The organism is Pseudomonas sp. P97.38 (assembly GCF_001269745.1).
In the GTDB taxonomy this organism is placed as follows: domain Bacteria; phylum Pseudomonadota; class Gammaproteobacteria; order Pseudomonadales; family Pseudomonadaceae; genus Aquipseudomonas; species Aquipseudomonas chlororaphis_E.
On record NZ_LHVJ01000022.1, the window covers coordinates 12,796 to 28,829 of the forward strand.

A 16,034-nucleotide genomic window follows, 5' to 3' on the forward strand; every position below is an offset into this window, starting at 1 on the left:
GTTTTACTTCTATTATGCAGAATCGCTGGACATCCTTGCCCAACTCACGCCAAAGCGACAGTACTGCGCACGTTGCGGATGCGCTGGATTACCTCCCAACACCTTAGAAATGCTTGCGATCATCCTACGACGAGTACCATCTCGCCACGGTCCAGTACTATCTGGGCATAAAAAAACGGGCCTACATTCCCACGCAGCCCCGTTTTTTCACCACCTGATCAGCTCAAAACGCCGGCAATACCGCGCCTTTGTACTTCTCAAGAATAAAAGCCTTCACTTCCGGGCTATGCAGCGCCGCGACCAGCTTCTTCATCGCGTCACTGTCCTTATCATCGTCACGCGCTACCAGGATGTTCACGTAAGGCGAGTCGCTGCCTTCGATCACCAGCGCATCCTTGGACGGATCGAGCTTGGCTTCCAGCGCATAGTTGGTGTTAATCAGCGCCAGGTCGACCTGGGTCAGCACGCGTGGGATGGTCGCGGCTTCCAGTTCACGGAATTTCAGGTCCTTGGTGTTCTCGGTGATGTCCTTGATGGTCGACAGGATGTTGGTCGGATCCTTGAGCGTGATCACTCCGGCCTTGGCCAGCAGCAACAGCGCACGGCCGCCGTTGGTGGCGTCGTTGGGGATGACCACGTTGGCGCCGCCCGGCAGTTCGTCGAGTTTCTTGTACTTGCTGGAGTACGCGCCCAGGGGCTCCAGGTGCACACCGGCCACGCTCACCAAGTGGGTGCCCTTGGCCTTGTTGAATTCATCCAGGTACGGCTGGTGCTGGAAGAAGTTGGCGTCCAGGCGTTTTTCGGCGACCTGTACGTTGGGCTGGATGTAGTCGGTGAAGACCTTGACCTTGAGGTCCACGCCTTCTTTGGCCAATGCCGGTTTGACGAACTCGAGGATTTCCGCGTGCGGTACCGGCGTTGCCGCGACGCTCAGGGTCTCGGCGGCGTGGGCGGAAAAGGCTGCGACGGCAGCGAAGGCAACCAGTAACTTCTTCATTCAGCTAACTCCTTGTGAGTGCCCGCTTGCGGCACCTGCCAGCGAATGGCTGGCTCATGGTTTTGGCACGACGCCTTATTTTCTAGAGAAATGCACAACCAGCTTGTCGCCCACGGTTTGCAGGACCTGCACCAGCACCAGCAGCAACACCACTGTGACCACCATGACATCGGTCTGGAAGCGCTGGTAGCCGAAGCGGATCGCCAGGTCGCCCAAGCCACCGGCACCCACCACACCGGCCATGGCCGTGTAGGACACCAGCGTGATCGCGGTCACCGTAATCGCGGCAAAGATGCCCGGACGGGCCTCCGGCAGCAAGGCGTTGACGATGATCTGCCGGGTCGTTGCGCCCATGGCCTGGGTCGCCTCGATGATGCCGCGGTCCACTTCGCGCAGGGCGGTCTCCACCAGACGGGCGAAGAACGGTGTCGCACCGACCACCAGTGGTGGGATCGCCCCGGCCACGCCCAGGGAGGTGCCAGTGATCAATACCGTGAACGGGATCATCACAATCAACAGGATGATGAACGGCAGCGAGCGCAGGATGTTGACGATCAGCGACAACAGCGCATAAACGCCGCGGGCTTCGAGCAACTGGCGCGGGCTGCACAAAAACAGCAGCACCCCCAGTGGCAGGCCGAGCAGCACGGTGAACAACAGCGAGCCGAACAGCATCAGGAAGGTGTCGCCGGTGGCCAGCCAGATTTCCAGCCAGTCGATGTTTGCAAAGAAATTCGTCAGCAGTTCCATCAGCGCAGCACCTCCATGTGGACATCGGCCGCGGTGAAGCGGGCGAACGCCGCCTCCATGTCACCGCCGGTGATGGCGAGGGTCAGTTGCCCGTAGGGGGTGTCTTTGATGCGGTCGATGCGCCCGGCCAGGATGCTGTAGTCCACCCCGGTTTCCCGGGCGACGGTGCCGAGCAATGGGGCGTAGGTCGCATCGCCCTGGAACGTCAGACGCACGATGCGCCCGGGCACGTGGGCAAAATCGTCGCGCTGTTCGCTTTCGTCGATCTGCTCGTCTTCCTGGACGAAACGCTTGGTGGTCGGGTGTTTGGGGTGCAGGAACACCTGGGCCACCGGCCCCTGCTCGACAATCACACCGGCGTCCATCACCGCCACTTCATCACAGACCCGACGAATCACGTCCATTTCATGGGTGATCAGCACGATGGTCAGCTTCAGCTCGCGGTTGATCTCGGCCAGCAGTTGCAGCACCGAGGCGGTGGTCTGCGGGTCCAGCGCGCTGGTGGCTTCGTCGCACAGCAAGATCTTGGGCTTGGTCGCCAGGGAGCGGGCAATGCCGACGCGCTGCTTCTGGCCGCCGGACAGCTGCGCCGGGTATTTGCGGGCGTGGTCGGACAAGCCTACCCGCGCCAGCAGCTCGGCGACCCGGCGATCGATTTCGCCGCGCGACAGTTCGCCGGCCAGCGTCAGGGGCAGCGCCACGTTGTCGGCCACAGTCTTGGAGGCCAGCAGGTTGAAGTGCTGGAAGATCATCCCGACCTGCTGGCGAAAGCGCCGCAGGCCGCCTGCGTCCAGGGCGGTGACTTCTTCACCATCGACGATGATCTTGCCGCCGCTGGAGTCTTCCAGGCGATTGATCAGGCGCAGCAGGGTACTTTTTCCCGCACCGGAATGGCCGATGAGGCCGAAGACCTGACCGTTCTCAATCGTCAGACTGGTCGGGTGCAGGGCGGGGATATCCTTACCGGCGACCCGGTAGGTTTTATGGACGTTTTGAAACTCGATCACGTAGCGAACCTTGTGGGGCGCGTTGGAAAAAGATCAGCGGTTAGCCGGGCGCGCATTTTAGCCTGTCCGTATAGAGGTTCTTAGCATTTATTTGCGATCTGACCTGTCATTTGGCAATAACGCGATCAAAGGCATAAAAAAGGAACACCGCCTGGCGGTGCAGGTCACTCCTAAAGCAGCCACAGATCGCAAAGAGGAGTGACGCCTGATGAGCACCAACAAGCCCCCGGTCGACAAGAGCCAGTTGGCCGGGACCGACACCCTGGACCGCGGCAACACCAACGCCAAGCTCGATAGCCTGGAAACCTTCCGCTCCGACGCCACCGAACAGGCGTTGCGCACCAATCAGGGCGTGAAAATCGCCGACAACCAGAACACCCTGCGCGCCGGCGCCCGTGGGCCGTCGTTACTGGAAGACTTCATCATGCGTGAAAAGATCACGCACTTTGACCACGAGCGCATCCCGGAGCGTATCGTCCACGCCCGCGGCACCGGCGCCCACGGTTACTTCCAGAGCTATGAAGCCCATTCGGCGCTGACAAAGGCCGGTTTCCTACAAGACCCGAGCAAGAAAACGCCGGTGTTCGTGCGGTTTTCCACCGTGCAGGGCCCACGGGGTTCCGGTGACACGGTGCGGGACGTACGCGGTTTTGCGGTGAAGTTTTTTACCGACGAAGGCAACTTCGACCTGGTAGGCAACAACATGCCGGTGTTCTTCATCCAGGACGCGATCAAGTTTCCCGACTTCGTCCATGCGGTCAAACCCGAGCCGCATAACGAGATCCCTACCGGTGGCTCGGCCCACGACACCTTCTGGGACTTTGTCTCGCTGGTGCCGGAGTCGGCCCACATGGTGATCTGGGCGATGTCCGACCGGGCCATTCCAAAAAGCCTGCGCAGCATGCAAGGCTTTGGCGTGCACACCTTCCGCATGATCAACGCCGAAGGCCGCAGCAGTTTCGTCAAATTCCACTGGCGACCCAAGGTCGGCACCTGTTCCCTGGTGTGGGACGAAGCCCAGAAGCTGGCCGGTAAAGACACCGACTACCACCGTCGCGACCTGTGGGAAGCGATCGAGATGGGCGACTACCCGGAATGGGAGTTCGGCGTACAGATCGTCGCCGAGGAAGACGAGCACAAGTTCGACTTCGACCTGCTCGACCCGACCAAGATCATCCCCGAAGAGCTGGTGCCCATCACGCCCCTGGGCAAAATGGTGCTGAACCGCAACCCGGACAACTTCTTCGCCGAAGTCGAACAGGTTGCCTTCTGCCCTGGGCACATCGTGCCGGGTATCGACTTTTCCAACGACCCGTTGCTGCAAGGTCGACTCTTTTCCTACACCGATACGCAAATCAGCCGACTCGGTGGGCCGAACTTTCATGAGTTGCCGATCAACCGTGCCATCACGCCGGTGCACAACGGCCAGCGTGATGCCATGCACCGCACCACCATCGACAAGGGTCGCACGTCCTACGAGCCGAACTCCATCGACGGCGGCTGGCCGAAGGAAACCCCGCCCGGCCCGCAGGACGGCGGCTTTGAGAGTTATCCGGAGCGCATCGATGCCCACAAGATCCGCCAGCGCAGCGATTCGTTCGGCGATCATTTCTCCCAGGCGCGGCTGTTCTACAAGAGCATGAGCCCGCATGAGCAGGAGCACATCATCGCGGCCTATAGCTTCGAGCTGGGCAAAGTGGAGCGGGAGTTCATCCGGGCGCGGCAGGTCAACGAGATCCTGGCCAACATCGACCTGGAACTGGCCGGGCGAGTAGCGAAGAACCTGGGTCTGCCAGCGCCCACCGCTTGCACCGTGGACGTGCCGACGCCTTCGCTGGAGAAATCCCCGGCGCTGAGCCAGGCGAACCTGCTCTCGGGCGATATCAAGACCCGCAAGGTCGCGGTGCTGGTGGCTGATGGCGTCGATGGCGCGATCATCGATGCGCTCAAACAGGCATTGGAGGCCGAGGGCGCTCACGCCAAGGTCCTAGGGCCGACCTCTGCGCCGGTCACCACCGCCGATGGGCAAACGTTGCCGGTGGACGCATCCATGGAAGGGATGCCGTCGATTGCCTTCGACGCGGTGTTCGTCCCGGGCGGCGCGCAGTCCATCCAAGCGCTGAGTAGCGATGGCGTGGCGTTGCATTACCTGTTGGAAGCCTACAAGCATCTGAAGGCCATCGCCCTCAACGGGGAAGCCCGGCAGTTGCTGGTGCTGTTGAAGCTGGAGGCGGATGCCGGGCTGATTCCCGACGCGGATGCCAGCAAGTTCCAGGCGTTCTTCGACGCGATTGCGCAACACCGGGTGTGGGCGCGGGAGCCCAAGGCCAAGGCGATTCCGGCTTGAGGAGTGTCTGAAAAGGCTCTGTTGCCTGTCAGTACGCCATCGCGAGCAAGCTCGCTCCTACAGGGTCTTGTGATAAATCACTGAACCTTGTGGGGGCGAGCCTGCTCGCGAGGCTTTTTAGGATTTACGCGGTGTAAGAACCACCTGCGCCGGCACGCTGCGCAGGATCTGCTTGCGCAGCTTCAAGTCGAACTCAGGGTCGAGTTTCTTGACCCGCTTGGTCAGCAGTGTCGCCAACCACGGGTAGTCATCGGTGCGTGGTGCCTGGATGCTGATATCGCATTGGTAATTCACCACATCGGCGGCAATGGCATCCAGTTGGCGACGCATTTGCTGCACATCGGCAATGTTCAACGCCACGGTGGTGCTTTCGGCGCTGGGGTCGATCAGCTTGGCGACCGGCTTGGCTTCGGCCGCCTTGAGGGCCGCTTCGGCTTTGTCCAGGTCGGCCTTGCGCGCTTGTGCAATGGCGCTGTTGACCTCGCCGGTAAGCGCTGGGGCCTTGGGCATCAAGGCTCGGGCACGGCTCAGGGCGGTGGCGGCGGCGTTGACGTCACCCTTTTGCAGGTCGATCTGGCTGCGGCGCAGATACGCCTCGGCCAACTGGCGTTGGAAGGGTTCCAGCGACGCATCTTCAGGCGATTGGGCCTGCAAGGTGGCCAGTTGGTCTTCAGCGGTGGCCAGCTCATTGGCGGCCAGGCTTTGTTCCAGCTGCGCGATGGCCGGGCCCCGGGTATCGGGGGCCTCGGTGACCGGCGGCGTACTCTGGCAAGCGCCCAGTAGCACTGAAAGCGCGACAAGGAGCAGATAACGGGAGGCGAACGGCTTCATTCCTGCGACTCTCTATTTGCGCAAAAAGCGAGCAAGTCTACACCCCTCGACGAGGCAGGACAAAACTCAGCAGAAACAGCGCGGCGGCGCTGACCACGATCGATGGGCCGGCCGGAGTGTCCTTGAACCAGGAAAGGGCCAGCCCGCCGCACACCGCGAGCATGCCCAGCAGGCTCGCGCCCAAGGCCATCTGCTCCGGCGAGCGGGCGTGACGTTGTGCCGCAGCCGCCGGAATGATCAGCAACGAAGTAATCAGCAACACACCGACGATCTTCATGGCCACGGCGATGACCACCGCAATCAACAGCATCAAGGCCAGGCGCAACCCCGTCACGGGCAGGCCTTCGACCCGCGCCAGTTCCTCGTGCACGGTGACGGCCAGCAGCGGGCGCCAGAGCGCCACCAGCAGCGCCAGCACCGCGGCACTGCCCCCCAGGATCCACGACAGGTCGGCCGGGCTGATGGCCAACAGGTCGCCGAACAGGTAAGCCATCAGGTCGATGCGCACATCGTGCATGAAGCTGAGCACCACCAGGCCAAGGGACAACGTGCTCGGTGCCAGGATGCCCAGCAGCGTGTCGGACGCCAGCGGCTGGCGCTGTTGCAGCGTCACCAGCACCACCGCCAGCAACAGGCAGCCCACGGTCACCGCCACCGCCGGGCTGACGTCCAGTAAAAAGCCCAGGGCCACGCCGAGCAACGCCGCGTGGGACAAGGTGTCGCCAAAATAGGCCATGCGCCGCCAGACCACGAACGAACCCAGGGGCCCGGCCACCAGCGCGAGGGCCAGGCCTGCGAGCAGGGCATACAACAGAAAATCAGCCATGCTTGCAGCCATCTCCATGAATATGGGGGGTAACCGGTGCGCCAATGACCACCGAACCGTGCAGGTCGTGGGCGTGGTCATGGTGGTGGTGATAAATCGCCAGGCTTTGTGCGTTCTTTCCGAACAGCTCGACGAATGCCGGGTCGCCGCTGACCTGCTCGGGGTGCCCGGAGCAGCAGACGTGACGGTTGAGGCAGACCACCTGGTCGGTGGTGCTCATCACCAGGTGCAGGTCATGGGACACCATCAGCACGCCGCAACCGTGCCGGTCGCGCAAGCGGGTAATCAGGCTGTACAGCTCGGCCTGGCCCGCCACATCGACGCCCTGGACCGGCTCGTCGAGTACCAGCAGCTCCGGCTCGCGCAACAGCGCCCGGGCCAGCAGCACGCGTTGCATCTCGCCGCCGGACACGCTTTGCACCGGGCTGTCGATGACCTGTTCGGCCCCGACTTCGTTGAGCGCCGCCAGGGCGCGCTCGCGATCGACGCCGGGAACCAGGCGCAGGAAACGCAGGACCGACAGCGGCAACGTCGGATCGACGTGGAGTTTTTGCGGCATGTAGCCGATCCGCAGCTTCGGCTTGCGCCAGACGTTGCCGCTGTCGGGCTTGAGCAAGCCCAGCACGGCGCGCACCAGGGTGGTCTTGCCGGCGCCGTTGGGGCCGATCAAGGTCACGATCTGCCCGGGTTCGACGCTCAGGTGGATGTCATCCAGCACGTTCTGCCCGGCGAACTTGACGGCCACCTGTTCGAGGCGGATCAACGCGTCGCTCATCAGGCCTCCTGGCAGCCGGAGCAGAGGCCGACCACTTCGACGGTCTGGGTGTCGACCACGAAGCCGACGTCCTGGGCGCTGGCGATGATCGCATCGCTGATGGATTTCTGTTCCAGCTCGATGGCGGCGTGGCATTCGCGGCAGATCAGGAACTGGCCCTGGTGGGCATGCTCCGGGTGGTTGCAGCCGACGAAGGCGTTGAGCGAGGAAATGCGATGCACCAGGCCGTTTTCCAGCAGGAAATCCAGCGCCCTATACACCGTCGGCGGCGCGGCGCGGCGGCCATCCTGCTCGCTGAGTACCGCCAGGATGTCGTAGGCGCCCAGCGGCTTGTGGCTTTGCCAGACCAACTCCAGCACCCGGCGGCGCAACGCCGTCAGGCGCAACCCTTGGCGCGCGCAGATGGCATCGGCCTCGGACAGCGCGCTGTGTACGCAGTGGGAGTGATCATGGGGGCGACTGGCAAGGGGTGTAATAGGCATGGGCAGCGACGAGTTCAGTGAGAGACGTTATTATGTTACCCGTTCTCGCCTCTTCGAGTGGTCATCGTGTCCCGATTTTTTTTGCTCTTTGTCGCTTTTTTCGCCAATTTCCTGTTGATTGCCCCAGCCCAGGCCGAGGTCAAGGTCCTGACCAGTATCAAGCCGTTGCAACTGATTGCCGCGGCGGTGCAGGACGGCGTGGGCGTGCCTGAGGTGCTGCTGCCGCCCGGCGCTTCGCCCCATCACTACGCGCTGCGGCCCTCCGATGTACGCAAAGTGCAGTCGGTGGACCTGCTCTACTGGATCGGTCCCGACATGGAAGGTTTCCTGCCGCGGGTGTTGAACGGTCGTACGGCGCCTTCTGTCGCGCTGCAGGACTTGCCGGAACTCAAGCTGCGGCATTTCGCCGAGGACAGCCATTCCCATACCGACGAGGACGGTGACGAACACGATCATGATCACCGTCCCGGCACGATCGACGCGCATCTGTGGCTTTCGCCGCTCAATGCCCGAGTGATCGCCGCGAAAATGGCCGCGGACCTGAGCGCGGCCGATCCGGCCAACGCGTCGCGCTATCAAAGCAACCTCGCAGGCTTCAACCAGCGTCTCGACGCCTTGGACACACGCCTCAAGGGCCGTCTGGCCGGGGTCGCGGGCAAGCCGTACTTCGTCTTCCACGAAGCGTTCGATTATTTCGAAGACCACTACGGCCTCAAGCACACTGGGGTGTTCGCCGTGGCGGCCGAAGTCCAACCCGGTGCCCAGCACGTAGCGGCGATGCGTACGCGCTTGCAGGCCGTGGGCAAGACCTGCGTGTTCAGTGAGCCGCCCCTGCGGCCACGCCTGGCTGAAACCCTGGTGGCCGGGTTGCCGGTGAAGCTGGCGGAACTGGACGCACTGGGTGGCTACACGCCGGCGACCGCGCAAGGATACGAGCAACTGCTGGAAAAACTGGGCAATGACCTGGCGGGGTGCCTGGAGTCGCTATAAGGCGACGCGCTCCAGCGGCGTCAGGCTTGTCGATCGAGTTTCTTGATGAACACGGTCATTTCCTTCTCGGCCTGCTTGTCGCCATGGCCCCGGGCAGCGTCCAACCCTTGCTCCCAGGCCGTGCGCGCCGCCGCAAGATCCCCCCGGCCCTGGTGCGCCTTGCCCAGCAGTTTCCAGGCAGCCGAATACTGGGGGTCGAGCTCGACGCAACGTTGCAGGTGCTCGGCGGCACGGGGGAATTCGCCAAGGTCGAGATAGCCCTTGCCCAGGCCGAAGCGCAGCAACGGGTTATCCACACCCTTGGCGAGCATTTTTTCCAGGGAGTCGAGCATGGTTGGCGTCCTTGTGAGTTGTGGCAGGGATTGATCGGCTGCGAATCCTGGATCAGAAAAAGCTCAACCCCACATGGAACAGCTTCTCGACATCGCGAATGTGCTTCTTGTCCACCAGGAACAGGATCACATGGTCGCCCGCCTGGACCACCGTGTCGTCATGGGCAATCAACACTTCCTCATCACGGATGATGGCGCCGATGGTGGTGCCCGGTGGCAGGCCGATGTCGCGGATGGCCTTGCCGATCACCTTGCTGGATTTGGCATCGCCATGGGCAATCGCCTCGATGGCCTCTGCCGCGCCCCGGCGCAGGGAGTGCACGCTGACGATGTCGCCGCGCCGCACATGCGCCAGCAAGGTGCCGATGGTCGCCAGTTGCGGGCTGATGGCGATGTCGATGTCGCCGCCCTGGATGAGGTCGACATAGGCCGGGTTGTTGATGATGGTCATCACCTTCTTCGCCCCCAGGCGCTTGGCCAACAGTGACGACATGATGTTGGCTTCGTCGTCGTTGGTCAGGGCCAGGAAGATGTCGGCGTCGGCGATGTTCTCTTCCAGCAGCAGGTCCCGGTCCGAGGCGCTGCCCTGCAGCACCACGGTGCTGTCGAGGGTGTCCGAGAGGTAGCGGCAGCGGGCCGGGCTCATCTCGATGATCTTGACCTGGTAACGGCTCTCGATGGCTTCGGCCAGGCGTTCGCCGATCTGCCCGCCGCCGGCGATCACGATGCGCTTGTAGCTTTCGTCGAGGCGGCGCATTTCGCTCATCACTGCGCGAATGTTCGCTTTGGCCGCGATGAAAAACACCTCGTCGTCGGCTTCGATCACCGTGTCGCCCTGGGGCAGGATCGGCCGGTCGCGGCGGAAGATCGCGGCCACACGGGTCTCGACATTGGGCATGTGCTCGCGCAGTTGGCGCAGTTGCTGGCCCACCAGTGGGCCACCGTAGTAGGCCTTCACCGCCACCAGTTGCGCCTGGCCTTCGGCAAAGTCGATCACCTGCAAGGCCCCCGGATGCTCGATCAGGCGCTTGATGTAGTTGGTCACCACCTGTTCGGGGCTGATCAGCACATCCACCGGGATGGCTTCGTTGTCGAACAGGTCGGTACGGGTCAGGTAGGCCGCCTCGCGCACCCGGGCGATCTTGGTCGGGGTGTGGAACAGGGTGTGGGCGACCTGGCAGGCGACCATGTTGGTTTCATCGCTGTTGGTGACGGCCACGAGCATGTCGGCATCGTCGGCCCCGGCCTGGCGCAGTACCGTCGGCAACGAGCCCCGGCCCTGCACGGTGCGGATGTCGAGACGGTCGCCCAGGTCCCGCAGGCGTTCACCGTCGGTATCGACCACGGTGATGTCATTGGCCTCGCTGGCCAGGTGTTCCGCCAGCGAACCGCCGACCTGCCCGGCGCCAAGGATGATGATTTTCATCCGGTCACTCCTTTCGAATCGGTCTTAACCGCGCGCGGCGGCGATCTTGATCAGCTTGGCGTAGTAGAACCCATCGTGACCGCCCTCCTGGGCCAGCAACTGGCGGCCATGGGGCTGCTTCAGGCCGGCCTGGCTGGCGATGTCCAGCTCCCGGGCACCGGGGGTGCGGGTGAGGAAGGCCGCGATCACGTCGGTGTTTTCGGTCGGCAGCGTCGAACAGGTGGCGTACAGCAGGATGCCGCCGACATCGAGGGTCTGCCACAGCGCGTCGAGCAGTTCGCCCTGCAACGACGCCAGGGCAGCGATGTCGTCGGGTTGGCGGGTGAGCTTGATGTCCGGGTGACGGCGGATCACCCCGGTGGCCGAGCACGGCGCGTCCAGCAGGATGCGCTGGAACGGCTTGCCGTCCCACCAGGCACCGGTGTCGCGGCCGTCGGCGGCGATCAGCTCGGCGTCCAGGCCCAGGCGCTCGAGGTTTTCCTTGACCCGCACCAGGCGCTTGGCCTCCAGGTCGACGGCCACCACGCCGGCCAGCTTCGGCTCGGCTTCGAGAATGTGGCAGGTCTTGCCACCTGGCGCGCAGCAGGCGTCCAGTACCCGTTGGCCGGGCGCCAGGTCCAGCAGGTCGGCGGCCAGTTGGGCCGCTTCGTCCTGGACGCTGATCCAGCCCTCGGCAAAGCCCGGCAGCGCGCGGACATCGCCAGGGGTTTCCAGGACGATGCCGTCGTGGCTGTACGCGCACGGAGCGGCGGCGATGCCGGCTTCGCCCAGCAAGGCCAGGTAGGCATCGCGGGTGTGGTGCCGACGGTTGACCCGCAGGATCATTGGCGGATGGGCATTGTTGGCCGCGCAGATGGCTTCCCACTGCTGGGGCCAGAACGCCTTCAGGGACTTTTGCAGCCAGCGCGGGTGGGCGGTGCGCACCACCGGGTCGTGTTCCAGCTCGGTCAGCAGGGCTTCGCCTTCGCGCTGGGCGCGGCGCAGCACGGCGTTGAGCAGGGCCTTGGCCCAAGGTTTTTTCAGCTTGTCGGCGCAACCCACGGTTTCGCCGATGGCGGCGTGGGCGGGCACGCGGCTGTAGAACAGTTGATACAACCCTACCAGCAACAGCGCCTCGACGTCCGCGTCCGCACCCTTGAACGGTTTCTGCAGCAGCTTGGCCGCCAGGGCCGATAGCCGTGGCTGCCAGCGGGCGGTGCCGAAGGCCAGGTCCTGGGTGAAGCCGCGATCACGTTCTTCGACCTTGTCCAACTGGGTCGGCAAGGCACTGTTGAGCGAGGCTTTCCCGCTGAGCACGGCGGCGAGCGCCTTGGCGGCGGCCAGACGCGGGTTCATGAGGCGTCCGCCGCTTGGCTCAGCAGGGTGCCGACGGCGAATTTCTCACGGCGACTGTTGAACAAATCACTGAAGTTCAGCGCCTTGCCGCCGGGCAATTGCAGGCGTGTCAGGCACAGCGCCTGCTCACCGCAGGCCACCACGAGACCATCCTTGCTGGCGCCGAGGATTTCACCGGGAGTGCCCTTCCCTGCGCAAAGGCTGGCCGCCAGCACTTTCAGGGCTTCACCGTTCAGGGTGCTGTGGCAGATTGGCCACGGGTTGAACGCGCGCACCAGGCATTCCAGTTCTACCGCCGGACGAGCCCAGTCGAGGCGAGCCTCGTCCTTGTTCAGTTTGTGCGCGTAGGTGGCGAGGCTGTCATCCTGCACCTCGCCCGCCAACGTACCGGCGGCCAGGCCGGCAATGGCCTGGACCACGGCCGGCGGGCCGATGAGCGCGAGGCGATCGTGCAGACTGCCGCCGGTGTCTTCGGCGCTGATGGGGGTGCTGACCTTGAGCAGCATCGGCCCGGTGTCCAGGCCGGCTTCCATGCGCATCACGGTCACGCCACTTTCTGCGTCACCCGCTTCCACGGCGCGCTGGATCGGCGCCGCCCCGCGCCAGCGTGGCAGCAGCGAGGCGTGGCTGTTGATGCAACCCAGGCGCGGGATGTCCAGCACCACCTGAGGCAGGATCAGGCCGTAGGCGACCACCACCATCAGGTCCGGTTTCAGCGCGGCCAGTTCGGCCTGGGCTTGCGCGTCCCGCAGGGTCGGCGGCTGCAAGACCTGGATGCCGTTCTCCACGGCCAGTTGCTTGACCGGGCTGGGCATCAGTTTTTGACCGCGACCGGCCGGGCGATCGGGCTGGGTGTAGACCGCGACGATTTCATGCGGGCTGGCCAGCAGGGCCTTGAGGTGTTCGGCGGCAAATTCGGGGGTGCCGGCAAAGACGATGCGCAGTGGCTCAGTCATGGGAGGCTCTCAGTTACACAGCAGTCGCATAAAGAAAAAGGCTTGCCGTGGCAAGCCTTTGAAGGAGGGCATCAAGCATTCTGGCGATGAAGTTTTTCCAGTTTTTTCTTGATCCGGTCACGCTTGAGGGTCGACAGGTAGTCGACGAACAACTTGCCGTTGAGGTGGTCACACTCGTGCTGGATGCACACCGCCAGCAAGCCTTCGGCGATCAGCTCGTAGGGTTGGCCGTCGCGGTCCAGGGCCTTGATCTTGACCTTCTGCGGGCGGTCGACGTTTTCGTAGAAGCCCGGCACCGAGAGGCAGCCTTCCTGGTATTGCTCCATCTCGTCGGTGAGGGTCTCGAACTCGGGGTTGATGAACACCCGTGGCTCGCTACGGTCTTCGGAGAGGTCCATCACGACGATACGCTTGTGCACGTTGACCTGGGTCGCGGCGAGGCCGATGCCTGGCGCCTCATACATTGTTTCAAACATGTCATCGACCAACTGACGCACTTCGTCGTCCACTACGGCCACCGGTTTGGCGATAGTGCGCAGGCGCGGGTCCGGGAATTCGAGAATGTTCAAAATGGCCATAAGCTTGATAAATGCACGTGTGAGGTAAAGTCGGGTGGCTGGCCTGGCGTGTCTTGGGATGCAGGCTACCGTTGTAAAACGTTGTTCCGAAGCGCCGCCGCTTGAAGCCGCGCGCCTGACGGAGCGAGCCACGGGGGCTCTGGCGTTTTACGCGAACGCACATAATAAAGGGATTCACCGCATGAGGAAATCACTACTCGCCCTGCTGCTCCTGGCCTCGGCCGGTATCGCGCACGGGCAAGTGCAACTTCGGGAAGGTTTTCCCCAGCAATACACAGTGGTGACGGGGGACACGCTGTGGGACATTTCCGGCAAATACCTGCGCGAACCCTGGAAATGGCCAGAACTCTGGCAGGCCAACCCCCAGGTCGAGAATCCCAACCTGATCTATCCCGGCGACACCCTGTCGTTGGTCTACGTCGACGGCCAGCCCCGGCTGACCCTCAACCGCGGCGCTTCGCGGGGCACCATCAAGTTGTCGCCGCGGGTGCGCAGCTCGCCGGTGGCCGATGCCATCCCGAGCATTCCCCTGCAAGCCATCAACAGTTTCCTGCTGAGCAATCGCATCGTCGATCGGATCGAGGATTTCGATAAGGCCCCCTACGTCGTCGCCGGCAATGCCGAGCGGGTCTTGAGCGGCGCGGGTGACCGGGTCTTCGCCCGTGGCACTTTCGACCCGAACGAGACCGCGTACGGCATTTTCCGCCAGGGCAAGGTCTACACCGACCCCGAGACCAAGGAGTTTCTGGGCATCAACGCCGATGACATCGGTGGCGGCGAGGTGGTGGCCAGCGAGGGCGACGTCACCACCCTGGTGCTGCAACGCACCACCCAGGAAGTGCGCCTGGGGGACCGCCTGTTCAGCGGCGAGGGCCGCTCGATCAACTCGACCTTCATGCCCAGTGCGCCTGAATCGGCCATCAACGGGGTCATTCTCGATGTACCCCGGGGCGTCACCCAGATCGGCGCGCTGGATGTGGTGACCCTGAACAAGGGACGCCGCGACGGGCTCGTCGAGGGCAATGTGCTGGCGGTGATGAAGACCGGCGAAACCGTGCGCGACCGCATCACTGGCCAACCGGTCAAGATCCCGGATGAACGGGCTGGACTGCTGATGGTGTTCCGCACCTACGACAAGCTCAGTTATGGCCTGGTGCTGTACGCCTCGCGTTCGTTGGCGGTACTCGACAAGGTCCGTAATCCATAACGTCTCTCACAAGTTACCAACAGAGTTATCCACAGCTTGTTCCCGTTTACGCGGGGCTTATTACGATCAAGGATGATCCGATGTCATTGCCTGAATCTGCTCCGGTTTCCCCGGCGGAACTGGAGGCCCGGCTGCGCCTGCACCGCTTGCCGGAGCTGGGACCCAAACGTTTCATGACCTTGCTGCACGCCTTTGGCTCGGCGTCCAAAGCCCTCAGCGCGCCGGCCAGTGCCTGGCGTGCATTGGGCTTGCCCGTGGCGTGTGCCGAGGCTCGGCGCAACCCCCAGGTGCGTGACGGCGCCGCCCACGCATTGGCCTGGCTAGAGCGTCCGGGCCAGCATTTACGGATGTGGGACCAGGCCGATTACCCGGCCCTGCTGGCGCAGATCAGCGACCCACCGCCGTTGCTGTTCGTCGCCGGCGACGCCTCGATCCTGGAAAAACCCCAGTTGGCGATGGTCGGCAGCCGCCGGGCTTCGCGACCGGGAATGGACACGGCCGCGGCGTTTTCCCGAAGCCTGGCCGGGGCCGGTTTTGTCATCACCAGCGGCTTGGCCCTGGGTATCGACGCGGCGGCGCACCAGGCCGCGCTGGAGGTGGGCGGGTGCACCGTCGGTGTGCTGGGCACCGGGCTGGAAAATTTTTATCCACAGCGCAATCGGCGCCTGGCGGACGCGATGATTGCCCAGGGCAGCGCGGTGCTCTCGGAGTTTGCGTTGGACGCCCCACCCCACGCCAGCCACTTTCCGCGGCGCAACCGGATCATCAGCGGTTTGTCCCTGGGCGTGCTGGTGGTCGAGGCCAGTGTTGCCAGTGGCTCGCTGATCACCGCTCGCCTGGCGGCGGAGCAGGGGCGCGAGGTCTATGCGATTCCCGGCTCCATCCATCACCCCGGTGCCCGTGGCTGCCATCAACTGATCCGTGACGGTGCGGCGTTGGTCGAGACCGTCGAGCACATCCTCGAGGCGTTGCGCGGTTGGCAGCGCTTGCCCCTGGCGGCGGAACCCACGCCGGTCATCCATCCGCTGCTGCGCTTGCTCCATGCCGCGCCACTGAGCAGCGAGGCGCTGGCCGATGCCAGTGGCTGGGGCCTGCCCAGGGTATTGGCGGCGCTGACCGAGCTGGAAATGGAGGGACGAGCCATCTGCGACAGCGGACGCTGGTTTGCCCGCTAGGTTTTATGAGCAAGATGGGT

General features: G+C 63.7%; 16 protein-coding genes. 4 read left to right on the plus strand and 12 right to left on the minus strand.

What is annotated here, in order from left to right; all coding sequences use genetic code 11:
- Positions 1–223: 223 nt before the first annotated feature.
- The 3 genes from AD664_RS17445 to AD664_RS17455 form a co-directional block, all read right to left on the minus strand.
- On the minus strand, positions 224–997 hold the full coding sequence (locus AD664_RS17445) for a MetQ/NlpA family ABC transporter substrate-binding protein (protein WP_053148175.1): 774 nt from the start codon (positions 995–997) through the stop codon (positions 224–226).
- Between the two features lie 75 nt (positions 998–1,072).
- Positions 1,073–1,747 carry a methionine ABC transporter permease gene (locus AD664_RS17450; protein ID WP_041024679.1) on the minus strand — a complete coding sequence of 225 codons (675 nt, stop codon included), beginning with the start codon at positions 1,745–1,747 and terminating at the stop codon, positions 1,073–1,075.
- A complete protein-coding gene (locus AD664_RS17455) occupies positions 1,747–2,754 on the minus strand; it encodes a methionine ABC transporter ATP-binding protein (protein ID WP_053148177.1) in 1,008 nt (335 codons plus the stop codon). The genes AD664_RS17450 and AD664_RS17455 overlap by 1 nt, the downstream gene beginning before the upstream one ends.
- Positions 2,755–2,962: 208 nt before the next feature.
- On the opposite strand from AD664_RS17455, the gene katE reads away from it, so the two are divergent.
- Positions 2,963–5,101 (plus strand): catalase HPII, encoded by a 2,139-nt coding sequence (gene katE, locus AD664_RS17460; RefSeq protein ID WP_053148179.1) that lies wholly within the window; start codon positions 2,963–2,965, stop codon positions 5,099–5,101.
- Between the two features lie 117 nt (positions 5,102–5,218).
- Here the strand turns inward: katE and AD664_RS17465 are convergent, their stop codons facing one another.
- From AD664_RS17465 to zur, 4 genes are read right to left on the minus strand one after another with little or no spacing between them, the layout of a single operon-like run.
- Positions 5,219–5,932 carry a PA5502 family lipoprotein gene (locus AD664_RS17465; protein WP_053148181.1) on the minus strand — a complete coding sequence of 238 codons (714 nt, stop codon included), beginning with the start codon at positions 5,930–5,932 and terminating at the stop codon, positions 5,219–5,221.
- Positions 5,933–5,969: 37 nt separating this feature from the next.
- Positions 5,970–6,758, minus strand: coding sequence for a zinc ABC transporter permease subunit ZnuB (znuB, locus tag AD664_RS17470; protein WP_042731207.1), 789 nt, complete (start codon positions 6,756–6,758; stop codon positions 5,970–5,972).
- Positions 6,751–7,533: a zinc ABC transporter ATP-binding protein ZnuC gene (gene znuC / locus AD664_RS17475; protein ID WP_053148183.1), complete on the minus strand. Its 783-nt coding sequence runs from the start codon at positions 7,531–7,533 to the stop codon at positions 6,751–6,753. The genes znuB and znuC overlap by 8 nt, the downstream gene beginning before the upstream one ends.
- Positions 7,533–8,015 (minus strand): zinc uptake transcriptional repressor Zur, encoded by a 483-nt coding sequence (gene zur, locus AD664_RS17480; RefSeq protein WP_053148185.1) that lies wholly within the window; start codon positions 8,013–8,015, stop codon positions 7,533–7,535. Before zur ends, znuC begins: the two co-directional genes overlap by 1 nt.
- 66 nt (positions 8,016–8,081) lie before the next feature.
- Between zur and znuA the strand changes: the two genes are divergently transcribed.
- Entirely contained in the window at positions 8,082–9,005 is a 924-nt protein-coding gene (gene znuA, locus AD664_RS17485) for a zinc ABC transporter substrate-binding protein ZnuA (protein WP_053148315.1), read from the plus strand.
- A 20-nt stretch (positions 9,006–9,025) separates the two neighbouring features.
- Here znuA and AD664_RS17490 read toward each other — a convergent pair whose 3' ends face one another.
- The 5 genes from AD664_RS17490 to def form a co-directional block, all read right to left on the minus strand.
- Entirely contained in the window at positions 9,026–9,337 is a 312-nt protein-coding gene (locus tag AD664_RS17490; protein WP_053148187.1) for a tetratricopeptide repeat protein, read from the minus strand.
- A gap of 52 nt (positions 9,338–9,389) precedes the next feature.
- Complete coding sequence (trkA, locus tag AD664_RS17495; protein ID WP_053148189.1) at positions 9,390–10,763, minus strand: Trk system potassium transporter TrkA; 1,374 nt, start codon at positions 10,761–10,763, stop codon at positions 9,390–9,392.
- Positions 10,764–10,787: 24 nt separating this feature from the next.
- A complete protein-coding gene (gene rsmB, locus AD664_RS17500; protein ID WP_053148191.1) occupies positions 10,788–12,098 on the minus strand; it encodes a 16S rRNA (cytosine(967)-C(5))-methyltransferase RsmB in 1,311 nt (436 codons plus the stop codon).
- Complete coding sequence (gene fmt / locus AD664_RS17505; protein ID WP_053148193.1) at positions 12,095–13,054, minus strand: methionyl-tRNA formyltransferase; 960 nt, start codon at positions 13,052–13,054, stop codon at positions 12,095–12,097. The genes rsmB and fmt overlap by 4 nt, the downstream gene beginning before the upstream one ends.
- A 71-nt stretch (positions 13,055–13,125) precedes the next feature.
- Positions 13,126–13,632: a peptide deformylase gene (def, locus tag AD664_RS17510; RefSeq protein WP_042731214.1), complete on the minus strand. Its 507-nt coding sequence runs from the start codon at positions 13,630–13,632 to the stop codon at positions 13,126–13,128.
- Between the two features lie 181 nt (positions 13,633–13,813).
- On the opposite strand from def, the gene AD664_RS17515 reads away from it, so the two are divergent.
- Positions 13,814–14,839, plus strand: coding sequence for a LysM peptidoglycan-binding domain-containing protein (locus AD664_RS17515; RefSeq protein WP_053148195.1), 1,026 nt, complete (start codon positions 13,814–13,816; stop codon positions 14,837–14,839).
- Between the two features lie 80 nt (positions 14,840–14,919).
- Entirely contained in the window at positions 14,920–16,014 is a 1,095-nt protein-coding gene (dprA, locus tag AD664_RS17520) for a DNA-processing protein DprA (protein WP_053148197.1), read from the plus strand.
- Positions 16,015–16,034 lie beyond the last annotated feature (20 nt).

What these genes read in the sequence shown, in the direction of transcription:
- AD664_RS17445 (WP_053148175.1), bottom strand. Translation starts at nt 997, where the DNA reads ATGAAGAAGTTACTGGTTGCCTTCGCTGCCGTCGCAGCCTTTTCCGCC.
- AD664_RS17450 (WP_041024679.1), bottom strand. Translation starts at nt 1,747, where the DNA reads ATGGAACTGCTGACGAATTTCTTTGCAAACATCGACTGGCTGGAAATC.
- katE (WP_053148179.1), top strand. Translation starts at nt 2,963, where the DNA reads ATGAGCACCAACAAGCCCCCGGTCGACAAGAGCCAGTTGGCCGGGACC.
- AD664_RS17465 (WP_053148181.1), bottom strand. Translation starts at nt 5,932, where the DNA reads ATGAAGCCGTTCGCCTCCCGTTATCTGCTCCTTGTCGCGCTTTCAGTG.
- znuB (WP_042731207.1), bottom strand. Translation starts at nt 6,758, where the DNA reads ATGGCTGATTTTCTGTTGTATGCCCTGCTCGCAGGCCTGGCCCTCGCG.
- znuC (WP_053148183.1), bottom strand. Translation starts at nt 7,533, where the DNA reads ATGAGCGACGCGTTGATCCGCCTCGAACAGGTGGCCGTCAAGTTCGCC.
- zur (WP_053148185.1), bottom strand. Translation starts at nt 8,015, where the DNA reads ATGCCTATTACACCCCTTGCCAGTCGCCCCCATGATCACTCCCACTGC.
- AD664_RS17490 (WP_053148187.1), bottom strand. Translation starts at nt 9,337, where the DNA reads ATGCTCGACTCCCTGGAAAAAATGCTCGCCAAGGGTGTGGATAACCCG.
- trkA (WP_053148189.1), bottom strand. Translation starts at nt 10,763, where the DNA reads ATGAAAATCATCATCCTTGGCGCCGGGCAGGTCGGCGGTTCGCTGGCG.
- rsmB (WP_053148191.1), bottom strand. Translation starts at nt 12,098, where the DNA reads ATGAACCCGCGTCTGGCCGCCGCCAAGGCGCTCGCCGCCGTGCTCAGC.
- fmt (WP_053148193.1), bottom strand. Translation starts at nt 13,054, where the DNA reads ATGACTGAGCCACTGCGCATCGTCTTTGCCGGCACCCCCGAATTTGCC.
- def (WP_042731214.1), bottom strand. Translation starts at nt 13,632, where the DNA reads ATGGCCATTTTGAACATTCTCGAATTCCCGGACCCGCGCCTGCGCACT.
- AD664_RS17515 (WP_053148195.1), top strand. Translation starts at nt 13,814, where the DNA reads ATGAGGAAATCACTACTCGCCCTGCTGCTCCTGGCCTCGGCCGGTATC.
- dprA (WP_053148197.1), top strand. Translation starts at nt 14,920, where the DNA reads ATGTCATTGCCTGAATCTGCTCCGGTTTCCCCGGCGGAACTGGAGGCC.